The organism is Stenotrophomonas sp. ATs4, from assembly GCF_051861585.1.
In the GTDB taxonomy this organism is placed as follows: domain Bacteria; phylum Pseudomonadota; class Gammaproteobacteria; order Xanthomonadales; family Xanthomonadaceae; genus Stenotrophomonas; species Stenotrophomonas maltophilia_AS.
Genome location: NZ_JBLYPK010000007.1, coordinates 141,148 through 153,520, shown reverse-complemented (window position 1 = coordinate 153,520; position 12,373 = coordinate 141,148). Strand labels below are relative to the sequence as shown.

The following is a 12,373-nucleotide window of genomic DNA, read 5'->3' as shown; positions in this document are numbered from 1 at the left end:
ACCTTACATTCTCGCATTCCCGTGCCCCGACGCTACGATTCCGACGACATCGACGATTTCGACGACGACGACCAGCAGGACAACGGCCCGCTGTGGCGGCGCCGCCTGATCACCTGGAGCATGGCAGCGGTCGCGTTGGGATTGGGTTTCCTGATTCCCTATACGCTGTACCTGAACCAGCAGGTGACCCAGCGCTTCGGCGAACTGCGCTGGCAGATCCCGACACGGGTGTACGCCCGCCCGCTGGTGCTCACGCCCGGCAAGGCGATGGATGCGTCCACCCTGAAGACCGAACTGGCCGCTTCCGCCTACCGCGATGACGGACAGGGCAAGGAGCCGGCGACCTATGCGGTGAACGGTGGGCGTTTTGTCATCTCCAGCCGTGGCTACAACGACGTGGATGGCGTGGTCGCCCCGCGTCGTGTCGAGCTGTCGCTGGCCGATGGAGGTATCGCCTCGCTGCGGGATGCTGGCAGCCGCAAGGCATTGAAGGCCGCGCGGCTGGACCCGGCGCGTATCGCCACTCTGTACGGGCAGAAGCAGGAAGAGCGCCGCCTGATCCGCATGGACGAAGCACCGGACCTGCTGGTGACCGGCCTGCAGGCAGTGGAGGACAAGGACTTCAACCGCCATCACGGCATCGACCTGTCCGGCATCGCGCGCGCGGTGTGGGTGACGATCCGCTCTGGTGGCCAGAGCCGCCAGGGTGCCTCGACGCTGACCCAGCAGCTGGCCCGCAGCGGCCTGCTCGGCATCGGCAAGGAACAGACGGTCACCCGCAAGTTCAATGAAGTGCTGTACGCGTTGATTATGGAAGCGCGCTACGACAAGCGCACCATCTTCGAGGCCTACCTCAACCAGGTGTACCTGGGCCAGCGCGGCAGCCAGGCCATCCACGGCATGTCCTCCGGCGCCGAATTCTGGTTCGGTCGCGATCTGTCGTCGCTGGAAACCGAGCAGATCGCCTTGCTGATCGGCCTGGTCAAGGGCCCGTCCTTCTATGACCCGCGGCGCAATCCGGAACGCGCGCTGGATCGCCGCAACTTCGTGCTGGGCAAGCTGCACGAAGCGACGCTGATCGACGATACCGAGTACCAGCGCGCCCTCAAGGCGCCGCTGGGCGTGCCAAAGACCCCGGGGCTGGTCGCTGCCAACCGCTTCCCGGCCTACGTCGATCTGGTCCGTCGCCAGCTTGGCCATGACTATCCGGAATCGGCACTGCAGGGCGCGGGCCTGAGCGTGATGAGCGGCATGTCGCCGTCGGCACAGGCCTATGCCGAAGGTGCGGTGACCCGAACCATCAAGTCGCTGGAAAGCAAGCGTCGCCCCGAGCTGCAGGCCGGCATGGTGCTGACCGACGTGCACAACGGCGACGTGCTGGCGGTGATCGGTAGCCGTGAGGTTTCCGAAGTGGGCTTCAACCGTGCCATCGAGGCACAGCGCCCGGTCGGTTCGCTGCTCAAGCCGTTCGTGTACCTGCTGGCGCTGGCACAGCCGGATCGCTACTCGCTGGCCAGCTGGGTCGACGATTCGCCGGTGACCGTGCAGCTCGGCCGTGGCCGCAACTGGAATCCCGGCAACGCGGACAACCGCAGCCACGGCACCGTGCGCTTGATCGATGCGCTGGCCCATTCCTACAACCAGGCCACCGTGCGCGTGGGCATGCAGGTGGGTCCGGAGCGCGTGACCCAGCTGATCCACGTACTGGCCGGCATCAAGGCCGATCCGAATCCGGCGGTGATCCTCGGCTCGACCGACCAGAGCCCCTACGCGATGGCGCAGCTGTACCAGTTCCTGGCATCAGGCGGCGAGATCCAGCCGTTGCACGCGGTGCGTGGCGTGCTCGATCCGCAGGGCAAGCTGCTCAAGCGTTACGACAAGACTCCGGCACCAGCGCAGGAGGGCGACTCGATCGCCGCCAACCTGATCAGCGTCGGCCTGCAGCAGGTGGTCGCCAGCGGCACTGCGCAACGCCTCAACGCCGACGGTCTTGGCCGCCTGCAGCCGGCCGGCAAGACCGGCACCACCAACGATGGCCGCGACAGCTGGTACGCCGGTTACACCGGTGACCACCTGGCGGTGATCTGGATGGGCAACGACCAGAACGAGCAGGCCGGCCTGTACGGCGCCACCGGCGCGATGCGGGTGTGGTCGGGCATCTTCCAGCGCCTTCCCAGCGCGCCGCTGAAGGTCAGCAACAAGGGCCTGGACTGGCAGTCGGTGGCAGCCACCGGCATGAATACCACCGACGACGGTTGCCCGGGTGCGCGTCGCTTCCCGTTCGTGGTGGGCTATGCACCGGCCTATGCACCGTGTGCGCCGCCGGTGTCGCCGGACGGGCAGGGTGGGGCCGAAGGTGAGGGTGGTGGCTGGCGCAGCTGGTTCGGCCTGGACCGCAAGCCGGATTCGCCTGCCGAACCTGCAGCAGCACCCGCCACAGCTACACCTCCTCCGAGCCGATGATGCCGATGAACATGCGATCCCTGCTGCAGCCCCTGGCCCTGACCGGCCTCAGCCTGGTCCTGACCGCCTGCGTGAGCAGCCCGCCGCCGGTGGTCAAGCCGGTGGATACCACTACACCGGCGCAACGCTTGGCGGCGGTCGACGCCGCCGCGGGTCCTGACGACAAAGAGTTGTCGGTGCAGCCGCTGCGTGATTCGCAGGTGGAAGACCTGCGCCTGGCCGCTCAGGCCCAGCGCCAGGCCAACGACCTGGCCGGCGCGTCAAGCAGCCTGGACCAGGCACTGGAGATCGTGGCCGCTGACCCCGCGGTGTTGCAGGAGCGTGCCGAGCTGGCGCTGCTGCAGGGCCAGTGGGCACAGGCGGAGACCTTCGCACGCAACGCGATCGACCTGGGTTCGAAGACTGGGCCGCTGTGCCGCCGGCACTGGGCAACGATCGAGCAGTCTCGGCTGGCGCGGGGCGAGAAGGAAAATGCGGTGTCGGCGCATGCGCAGCTGGAAGGCTGCACCGTGCCGGGGATCAAGCGGTACTGAGGTATTCCACTCCATCGGGCGCTGCCCCCTCTGCGGCGCGCGCTCGCACTGATGGGTGCTGGTGATGGGCCGGGTGGGTGGGGCGTGCAGGACACGCCGTAAACCCATCCTTGGGGGCTCGATGGCGCCATCCATGGCGCCAACGGTCCTGTACGCCCCACCCACCCGGCCCGACACATATCGCGCGGGCCGCAGGCAAGAACAAAATCAAAATCAAAAGCGGGTCTCGCGCTGCGCGCGCTCGCGGTAGCCATCTTCTTTCCCCGTTCCCCCCACCGCTTCTGAGCTGCCAGTCGAGCAAGCTCGACTTTGCGAAGCGTGTCCCTCCGTCACCGGGGAACTGTCGAAGGCAGGGGACTGTGGGTTTGCGGGGTGTCCGCGGCATGGATGCCGCGGCCAAGCCCCCAAGGACGGGTTTACGGCGTCCCCGCAAACCCACAGTCCTGCCAGCCCTCGGTGCAACCCAGAGCCATGACCGCCGTTGCCGTTGCTGGTGCTCTGGCTCCGGCTTGAAACGGGTGCCGGGCAGCGCCCGGCCGGGTATCCTTTCCCTCTGATGTCCGACCTTGTCCATGCCAGCCGCGAAGCCCTCAGCGAAGGCGGCGCGCTCGCCTCGCACCTGGATGCCTTCGTCCCGCGTCCGGCCCAGCTGCGCCTGACCGAAGCCATCGCCGACGCGCTGCAGCAGCGTGATCTGTTGCTGGCCGAAGCCGGCACCGGCACCGGCAAGACCTTCGCCTATCTGGTACCGGTGCTGTTGTCCGGGTTGCGTACCATCATCTCCACCGGTACCCGCGCGCTGCAGGACCAGCTCTACCACCGCGACCTGCCTCGCGTGCGCCAGGCACTGGGCGTCGGCCTGCGCAGCGCGCTGCTGAAGGGGCGCGCGAACTACCTGTGCCGCTATCGCCTGCAGCAGGCGCGGGGCGAGCCGCGTTTTTCCAGCCCCGAACAGGCCGCGCAGTTCCAGCGGATCCTGGCCTGGTCCGGTCGTTCGGAGTTCGGTGACATCGCCGAACTGGAAGGCCTGGCCGATGACTCACCGTTGCTGCCGATGGTCACCTCCACGGTCGACAACTGCCTGGGTACTGACTGCCCGTTCTGGGATGACTGCTTCGTGGTCCGTGCGCGGCAACGCGCCCAGGCCGCTGACGTGGTGGTAGTCAACCATCACCTGCTGCTGGCCGACCTGGCACTGAAGCAGGAGGGCTTTGGCGAGTTGTTGCCGGGGGCGCAGGCGTTCGTCATCGACGAGGCGCATCAGTTGCCCGAGTTGGCCGCGCAGTTCTTCGGCGAAGGTTTCGGTATGCGTCCGTGGCAGGAACTGGGTCGCGACTGTCTGGCGGAGGCGCGTGGCGTGGCGGGCGCGCAGTCGGCCCTGCAGGATCCGGTCGATCAGCTGCAGCAGGCACTGCTGGCGTTGCGATCGGCAATGGAAGGACTGCCGCCGCGTGGCACGCAGTGGCGTGCATTGGCGATGCCGCAGGTGCGTGACGGCTTCGACACGGTAATGGCAGGCCTGGTGATGCTGGAGCAGGCCCTGCAGCCAGTGCGCGAAGCGGCTGCAGGCCTGGATGCCTGCCATGCACGGGCGCGCGAGGCGGTCTCGCGGCTCAGTCGCTGGCTGGGCGAAGACGAGCCCACCCTCGATTTCGACATCGATCCGTCGGAAGTGGCCAGCGCCGCTGATGTGCTCTGGTACGAGCTCACCCCGCGTGGTTTCCGCTGCCAGCGCACGCCGATGGATGTGTCCGGCCCGTTGCGTGAGCATCGCGAACGCAGCCGTGCCGCGTGGATCTTCACTTCGGCGACGCTGACCGTTGGCGGTGGTTTCGATCACATCGCCACCCGCCTGGGCCTGGATGATCCGCATACGCTGGTGCAGCCGAGCCCGTTCAACTGGCCTGAGCAGGCGCTGTGCTATCTACCTGAAGGCCTGCCCGATCCGGCCGCGCGCGGTTTTGGTACCGCGCTGATCCAGGCCCTGCGGCCGGTGCTGCAGGCGTCGCAGGGCCGGGCGTTCCTGTTGTTCGCTTCGCATCGCGCCCTGCGCGAGGCCGCAGAGGCGCTGCGTAATGGGCCATGGCCGTTGTTCGTGCAGGGCGAGGCGCCGCGCGCGACGTTGCTGCAGCGCTTCCGCGAATCGGGCAATGGCGTGCTGCTCGGCTCGGCCAGTTTCCGCGAGGGCGTGGACGTGGTCGGTGAAGCGTTGAGCGTGGTGATGATCGACAAGCTGCCGTTTGCGACACCGGACGACCCGGTGTACGAAGCGCGGCTGGAAGCGATCCGTAGCCAGGGCGGCAACCCGTTCCGCGACGAGCAGCTGCCGCAGGCGGTGATTGCGCTGAAACAGGGCGTCGGCCGCCTGATCCGCAGCGAGAGCGACCGGGGCGTGCTGGTATTGTGCGACCCGCGCCTGCTCAACCGTGGCTATGGTCGGGTCTTCCTCGATTCACTGCCGCCGTTCCGCCGTACCCGCAGCCTGACCGATGTGCAGGCCTTCTTTACGCCACAATGGGCGCCCGTGGCCGATGATGCGGCTGCCCCGGCCGCTGTTGCGACCGGCCCCGAGCCGGCGCCCGGTGCCACGTTCCCCCTGTTCTGACCCGATCCGATGAAACTGCTCGCCTTTGAAACCGCCACCGAAGCCTGTTCCGTTGCCCTGCATGTCGATGGGCAGGTGCTGGAACGTTTCGAGATCGCCCCGCGCCGGCATGCCGAACTGAGCCTGCCGTGGGCCGAAGCATTGCTGGCCGAGGCCGGCATCAGCCGCCGCCAGCTCGATGGCATCGCGCTCAGCCGTGGCCCGGGGGCGTTTACCGGCGTGCGCCTGGCGATCGCCATTGCGCAGGGCATCGCACTGGCGCTGGACCGCCCGCTGCTGCCGGTCTCGACGCTGCAGGTACTGGCGCTGCGCGCGCCGGCCGAAGAAGACCAGATCCTGTCTGCGATCGATGCGCGCATGGGGGAGTTGTACGTGGCGCGCTTCGAGCGTGTGGACGGCCTGCCGGTCGCGCGTGATGCCGAGCGGGTGTGCGCACCCGCTGCGGTGGCGCTGCCGGAGGGGGTGTCAGCCTACGGTGTCGGCACCGGATTCGGCGCAGCCGAGGGCGCACTGGTGGCGCAGTTGGGCACAGGACTGCATGGTTTCGATGCCACGGCATTGCCGCGCGCGTCGGACGTACTGGCACTGGCGGTGCCGGCGTTCGCTCGCGGCGAAGCCATTGCACCGGAGAGGGTCGAGCCGGCCTACCTGCGCGACAACGTGGCACTGACCCTGGTCGAGCAGCAGGCGGCACGCGAGGCGAAGGCGAAGGCCAACGGCTGAGCCCCTCGTAGCGGGATTGGTCGCGTAGATCAAAAGCCGCGCTTGGCCGGGCGGGGTGGGTTCGCGGGGGACGCCGTGAACCCGTCCCTGGGGGCTTAGCCGCGCCATCCATGGCGCGGATACCCCCGCGAACCCACCCCGCCCGACCTCTGACAGTTTCCGTGTGCGTCCGCCACGGAAAATCAAAAGAAAATCAAAGTCAAAAGCGGGTCGCTTCGCTCGCATCCACGCATAGCGTGGATGCGTGTCGACCAAGGTCGACACCTACCAACAGCGGAGCGGGACGCGATGCGCCGGGATCTGTCAGAGGTGGGGCGGTGTGGGCTTGCAGGACCGTTGGCGCCATGGATGGCGCCATCGAGCCCCCAGGGACGGGTTTACGGCGTGTCCTGCAAGCCCACACCGCCCCGCCAAGCCCAACATCCCGACCGCTGCTGTTGACGTTGACTTTGACTTTGCTTCCAGCGGGTCCCGGGCCGCAGGCCCGGGCAACTAAACCCTACCGATCGTCGCGCAGGGCACCGCCCGGCAGGAACACCCACGTCCGGGTGACCTGCAGGATGTCGATCTCATCCTCGGTCTTCGGCAGCGGCGGGAACGGCTGTGCCAACTGCACCACCCGCAGCGCCGCTTCGTCCAGCAACGGCGTTCCGCTTGAACGCAGGATGCGGCTGCTTTCCACGCTGCCATCGCGACGCACGCCCACGCTGATCACCACCTGGCCGCCCAGCCGGCGCTGCCGCGCCTCATCCGGATAGTTCAGGTTGCCCACCTGCTCGGCGCGGTCGACCCATGCGCGAAGGTAATTGGCATAGGCATATTCGTGCGTACTGGCGGAGACGAATTTGCGGTTCGGGCGCTTGGCGTACTGCGCAGAGCGCAAGTGCACTTCCGCTGCCAGGCGCGCCATTTCCGCATCACGCTGCTCGCGCGCGGTCAGTGGTGCATCCGGTGTCGGCTCCAGCGGGGTGGGGCGCGATTGCGCCTGCACCACGGTGTCTTCGCCATTGCGGCTGCTGACCACCCGCGCCTGCGGTGGTGGCGCGGGCGCGGCCGATTGCTGTTGCTGCGGCACTGGGCTCAGCCCGGACTGGGCCTGTGGCACGATGCCGGCCTGATTGTCGCGCGGACGCTGTGCGCGGTCGTGCTCGCCGCCGCCTTCCTGGCTGGCAGCGGCAAGGAAATCGGCCTGCTTGGGCGTCAGCGCGGTGCGGGTCTGGCTGAAGATCACCTCCAGCGTCGGCACCAGCGGCGCATCGCCTTTCACCGCAAAGCCCACGCCCAGGATCAGCAGGGCGTGGACCAGGACCGACAGCGCGATGGTTGCCCCCAGCCGTTGCGCTTCGCGCGGTGGCGGGGGCAGGACGGCAGGTGCGGACGGCATCAGCGCAGGCCGGCCTCGAGTGCGTCGAACAGGGTGCCGGCAATGTTCAGGCCGTACTGCGCGTCGAGCTCGCGCACGCAGGTCGGGCTGGTCACGTTGACCTCGGTCAGGTAGTCGCCGATCACGTCCAGTCCGACGAAGCGCATGCCACGCCGCTTCATCTCCGGGCCCACCTGGGCGGCGATCCAACGGTCGCGCTCGCTCAGCGGGCGGCCTTCGCCGCGACCGCCGGCGGCCAGGTTGCCGCGGAACTCGTCGCCCTGCGGAATGCGTGCCAGGCAGTAATCGACCGGTTCGCCATCGACCAGCAGGATGCGCTTGTCGCCGGCGGTGATGTCGGGAATGAACTTCTGCGCCAGCGCCATCCTGTGGCCGCCGTCGGTCAGCGTTTCCAGAATCACGTTCAGGTTCGGATCGCCCTGGCCGCTGCGGAAGATCGAGCGGCCGCCCATGCCGTCCAGCGGCTTCAGCACGGCCTGGCCGTGTTCCAGGGCGAAGGCCTTCAGCGCCTTGGCATCGCGGCTGACCAGGGTCGGCGGGCAGCACTGCGGGAACAGCAGGGCGGCCAGCTTCTCGTTGTAGTCGCGCAGGCCCTGCGGGTTGTTGACCACGCAGGCGCCGGCAGCCGCCGCCACGTCCAGTACCTGGGTGTCGTAGATGTACTCGGCATCGACCGGCGGGTCCTTGCGCATCAGCACGATCTGGCCGGGGCCGAACTCGGTGCGGCTGAACGCGCCCAGCTCGTACCAGCCAGCCGGATCGTCGCGCACCTGCAGCGGGGCGGTCTGGGCCACCGCCACGCCGCCCTCCAGGGCCAGGCCGCCCGGCCGCACGTAGTGCAGGGCATGGCCGCGGCGCTGGGCTTCCAGCAGCATGGCGAAGGTGGTGTCCTTGGCGATCTTGATGTGGGCGATGGGATCCATCACCACGATGACGTTCAACGGCATGGGCGCACCTGTCTGGCAAGGCGTTGATGGTAGCGGCAACGCCGGTCGTGCGCCTCCCCGCCGTACTGCAACGCAGCGTCCGTCCGGCGGCGCAGTCATTGCGAAACCGGTCACGTTCAGGAGGGTGCCATGCCCCGCGTGGTGGGCTGGCCTTGAAGCGGGCGCGGGAAGTGCGATATAGATACGCTTTCGTAGCGGCCCCCGCCAGAGATCGGGCCGTGCGCTTGGGGATAGGCAATGACTGAAAACACGACTGCGGGCGGGGAGCTCGCAGGACTCCGGGTGATGGTCATCGATGATTCGAAGACCATCCGCAGGACTGCGGAAACGCTGCTCAAGCGCGAAGGTTGCGAGGTGGTCACCGCCACCGACGGCTTCGAAGCGCTTGCCAAGATCGCAGACCAGCAACCGCAGATCATCTTCGTCGACATCATGATGCCGCGCCTGGATGGCTACCAGACCTGTGCGCTGATCAAGGGCAACCAGCTGTTCAAGGCGACCCCGGTCATCATGCTCTCGTCCAAGGATGGTCTGTTCGACAAGGCGCGGGGGCGCATCGTCGGCTCGGAGCAATACCTGACCAAGCCATTTACGCGTGAAGAACTGCTGGGTGCCATCCGCACATACGTCAACGCCTGACCAGGGGGGGAAAGGCACAATGGCTCGTATCGTTCTGATCGAGGATTCACCGACCGACCGCGCGGTGTTCACCCAGTGGCTGCGCCGTGCCGGCCACGAGGTGCTGGAAGCGGACAACGCCGAGGATGGACTGCAGCTGGTCCGCGACCAGGTGCCGCAGCTGGTGCTGATGGACGTGGTGCTGCCTGGCATGAGCGGCTTCCAGGCGACCCGGGCGATGGCCCGCGACGCCGCGATCAAGCACATCCCGGTGATCATCGTCAGCACCAAGGCGATGGAGACCGACAAGGCCTGGGGCCTGCGCCAGGGCGCGGCCGATTACATCGTCAAGCCGCCGCGCGAGGATGAACTGATCGCGCGGATCAACGAACTGGTGGCCTGATGCGCTCGCCCTTCGACATCCTTGAAGCCTACGAACGGCGCAGCCTGGCCCATGCGGTGCAGCTGCCCGAACGGCAGTTCGCCCAGGACCTGTGGCGTGGCGTGGGCTATCGCGTCGGCCAACGCCGGCTGGTGTCCGACTTCCGCGAAGTGGTGGAAATCGTACCGATGCCACCCGTGACGCCGGTGCCGTGCGCGCAGCCGTGGCTGCTCGGCGTGGGCAACCTGCGCGGCAACCTGTTCCCGGTGGTCGACCTGAAGTACTTCCTGGAAGGCACGCGCACCGTGCAGCAGGAAGGCCAGCGGGTGCTGATCATGCGCCAGGCCGGAGGCGACGTCGCGCTGACCATTGATGAACTGTTCGGCCAGCGCAGCTTCGAGCTGGCCCAGCAGATCGATGCTGGTGCGCTGTCCGATGGGCGTTATGCCCACTTCGTCGACCGTGCCTTCCATGCCGACGGCCAGGACTGGGGCGTGTTCTCGCTCTCGCTGCTGTCGCGCACCCCTGAATTCCGGCAAGCCGCGGCCTGAGGCCGGGCGTTGCCCCCTGCATTGAAGAACGAGGTTGAACGATGAGTACTGCTTCGGACGCCACCAAGACCGGCAAGCTGCGGCTGGGCGGCAGCAACCTCTGGCTGTTCCTGCTGCTGGCATCGATGATCCTGTTCGGCGTCAACACCGGTGTCGCCACCTGGCAGGGCAGCCGCCTGGCCGACGCCGGTTCCAAGGCCGCCGACCTGCAGGTGCTGTCGCAGCAGCTGGCCAACCAGGGCCGTGACGCGGTGGGCGGCAACGCGCAGGCGTTCACCGCCTTCAAGGCAACCCGCAACGCGATCGAACAGAATGTGTCGACGCTGCAGGGGCGCTACGGCAAGGAGCCCGGGGTCTCCGGCGCGATCGCCACGCTGGGTGAAACCTGGGCGCCGCTGGGCAAGCAGGCCGGCCAGCTGGTCGCCAGTGAGCCGGCAGTGCTGGCCCTGGCTGGCAACGCCAACAACTTCAGCGGTGCAGTCCCGGGCCTGCAGGCACAGCTGAACGAGCTGGTGCGTGCGATGTCCGCCTCCGGTGCACCGTCGGCGCAGGTGTACAGCGCGCTGCAGCAGGTGGTGGTGGCCGGCTCGATGGCCCGCCGCGTGACCGAAATGCGTGCCGGTGGCAGTGGCGCGGCTACGGCCGGCGATGCGCTGGCACGTGACATCACCGTGTTCTCGCAGGTGCTCGATGGCCTGCGCAATGGCAACGAGGAACTGGGCATCACCGCCGTGCGCGGTGCTGCCGCCGTGGCCGCGCTGGAACAGTCGCAGCAGAAGTGGGAAGCGATGAAGCAGGACGCCGACGCAATCCTGGCCAGCTCGCGCCAGCTGTTCGCCGCGCAGTCCGCAGCCACTGCGCTGGGCCAGGGCTCGGCGCACATGCTGGACGACAGCCGCAAGCTGTTCGACGCGTTCTCCTCGTTCGGCTCGGTGTCCGATACGCGCCTGTTCCCGAACTTCTGGATCGGCGTGGTGTCCGGTGCGCTGTCGCTGATCGCGATCATCGGCTTCGTCTCCACCAACGTACGCAGCCGCTCGCGCGAGCAGGAACTGCGCTACCAGACCCAGGTGGAATTCAACAGCCGCAACCAGCAGGCGATCATGCGGCTGCTGGACGAAATCTCCTCGCTCGGTGAGGGCGACCTGACGGTGAAGGCCTCGGTAACCGAGGACATGACCGGCGCCATCGCCGACGCGATCAACTACGCCGTCGACGAGCTGCGCCACCTGGTCACCACCATCAACGACACCTCGGCCAAGGTCGCGCTGTCCACCCAGGAAACCCAGGCGACCGCCATGCAGCTGGCAGAGGCGGCGGGCCACCAGGCCAACCAGATCACCTCGGCTTCGGACCGCATCGGCGAAATCGCGGCGAGCATCGAACAGGTGTCGCGCAACTCGGCCGAGTCGGCTGACGTGGCACAGCGCTCGGTGGTGATCGCCGCCGAAGGTGCCGGCGTGGTGCGCGAGACCATCCAGGGCATGGACCAGATCCGTGACCAGATCCAGGAAACCTCCAAGCGCATCAAGCGCCTGGGTGAGTCGTCGCAGGAAATCGGTTCGATCGTGGAACTGATCAACGACATTTCCGAACAGACCAACATCCTGGCGTTGAATGCAGCCGTGCAGGCAGCCTCCGCCGGTGAAGCGGGTCGCGGTTTCGCGGTCGTGGCCGACGAAGTGCAGCGCCTGGCAGAACGTACCTCGGGCGCGACCCGACGGATCGAGAACCTGGTCCAGGCGATCCAGGCCGATACCAATGAAGCGGTCACCTCGATGGAACAGACCACCGCCGAAGTGGTGTCCGGTGCACGCTTGGCCGAGGACGCCGGCACCGCGCTGACTGAGATCGAGCGCGTGTCCAACGCACTGAACAACCTCATCAAGAACATCTCCATCGCCGCCCAGCAGCAGTCGGCTGCGGCCTCGGACATCACCCGCACCATGGGCGTGATCCGGCAGATCACTGGCCAGACCTCGCAGGGTGCCGGGCAGACCGCCGAATCGATCGGCCATCTCGCGCAGCTGGCGGCCGATCTGCGTCGTTCGGTCGCCGACTTCAAGCTGCCGGCGTGACGCGGGCAGGGCGGCGAGCAAGGAACCAGTCGATGAAGCATTTCCATTCCCCACGCCAGAACTCGCGCGGCCTCCGCGCGGCGGCGAAC

Annotated in this window: 10 protein-coding genes; 8 read left to right on the top strand and 2 right to left on the bottom strand. The window is 67.5% G+C overall.

What is annotated here, in order from left to right; all coding sequences use genetic code 11:
- Positions 1 to 21: 21 nt before the first annotated feature.
- The 4 genes from mrcB (at position 22) to tsaB (ending at position 6,324) form a co-directional block, all read left to right on the top strand.
- The gene (gene mrcB, locus ABR323_RS14035) at positions 22 to 2,463 is read left to right on the top strand and encodes a penicillin-binding protein 1B (RefSeq protein WP_439449742.1); all 2,442 of its coding nucleotides are present in this window, start codon (positions 22 to 24) and stop codon (positions 2,461 to 2,463) included.
- The gene (locus ABR323_RS14030; protein ID WP_439449741.1) at positions 2,460 to 2,996 is read left to right on the top strand and encodes a hypothetical protein; all 537 of its coding nucleotides are present in this window, start codon (positions 2,460 to 2,462) and stop codon (positions 2,994 to 2,996) included. The genes mrcB and ABR323_RS14030 overlap by 4 nt, the downstream gene beginning before the upstream one ends.
- Before the next feature lie 556 nt (positions 2,997 to 3,552).
- Positions 3,553 to 5,601, top strand: coding sequence for an ATP-dependent DNA helicase (locus ABR323_RS14025; RefSeq protein WP_439449740.1), 2,049 nt, complete (start codon positions 3,553 to 3,555; stop codon positions 5,599 to 5,601).
- A 9-nt stretch (positions 5,602 to 5,610) separates the two neighbouring features.
- A complete protein-coding gene (gene tsaB, locus ABR323_RS14020; RefSeq protein WP_439449739.1) occupies positions 5,611 to 6,324 on the top strand; it encodes a tRNA (adenosine(37)-N6)-threonylcarbamoyltransferase complex dimerization subunit type 1 TsaB in 714 nt (237 codons plus the stop codon).
- A gap of 499 nt (positions 6,325 to 6,823) precedes the next feature.
- Here tsaB and ABR323_RS14015 read toward each other — a convergent pair whose 3' ends face one another.
- Together ABR323_RS14015 and gshB are read right to left on the bottom strand one after the other, a co-directional pair.
- Positions 6,824 to 7,708: an energy transducer TonB family protein gene (locus ABR323_RS14015; RefSeq protein WP_439449738.1), complete on the bottom strand. Its 885-nt coding sequence runs from the start codon at positions 7,706 to 7,708 to the stop codon at positions 6,824 to 6,826.
- Positions 7,708 to 8,655, bottom strand: coding sequence for a glutathione synthase (gshB, locus tag ABR323_RS14010; protein ID WP_012511876.1), 948 nt, complete (start codon positions 8,653 to 8,655; stop codon positions 7,708 to 7,710). The genes ABR323_RS14015 and gshB overlap by 1 nt, the downstream gene beginning before the upstream one ends.
- A 237-nt stretch (positions 8,656 to 8,892) precedes the next feature.
- Here gshB and pilG point away from each other — a divergent pair, with 237 nt between their 5' ends.
- From pilG to ABR323_RS13990, 4 genes are read left to right on the top strand one after another with little or no spacing between them, the layout of a single operon-like run.
- Positions 8,893 to 9,294 (top strand): twitching motility response regulator PilG, encoded by a 402-nt coding sequence (gene pilG / locus ABR323_RS14005; protein ID WP_005418455.1) that lies wholly within the window; start codon positions 8,893 to 8,895, stop codon positions 9,292 to 9,294.
- 19 nt (positions 9,295 to 9,313) lie between these two features.
- Positions 9,314 to 9,676 (top strand): response regulator, encoded by a 363-nt coding sequence (locus ABR323_RS14000; RefSeq protein WP_005410717.1) that lies wholly within the window; start codon positions 9,314 to 9,316, stop codon positions 9,674 to 9,676.
- Positions 9,676 to 10,206, top strand: a complete 531-nt coding sequence (locus tag ABR323_RS13995; RefSeq protein ID WP_439449737.1) for a chemotaxis protein CheW — start codon at positions 9,676 to 9,678, stop codon at positions 10,204 to 10,206. The genes ABR323_RS14000 and ABR323_RS13995 overlap by 1 nt, the downstream gene beginning before the upstream one ends.
- 41 nt (positions 10,207 to 10,247) lie before the next feature.
- Entirely contained in the window at positions 10,248 to 12,284 is a 2,037-nt protein-coding gene (locus ABR323_RS13990; protein WP_135274819.1) for a methyl-accepting chemotaxis protein, read from the top strand.
- Positions 12,285 to 12,373 lie beyond the last annotated feature (89 nt).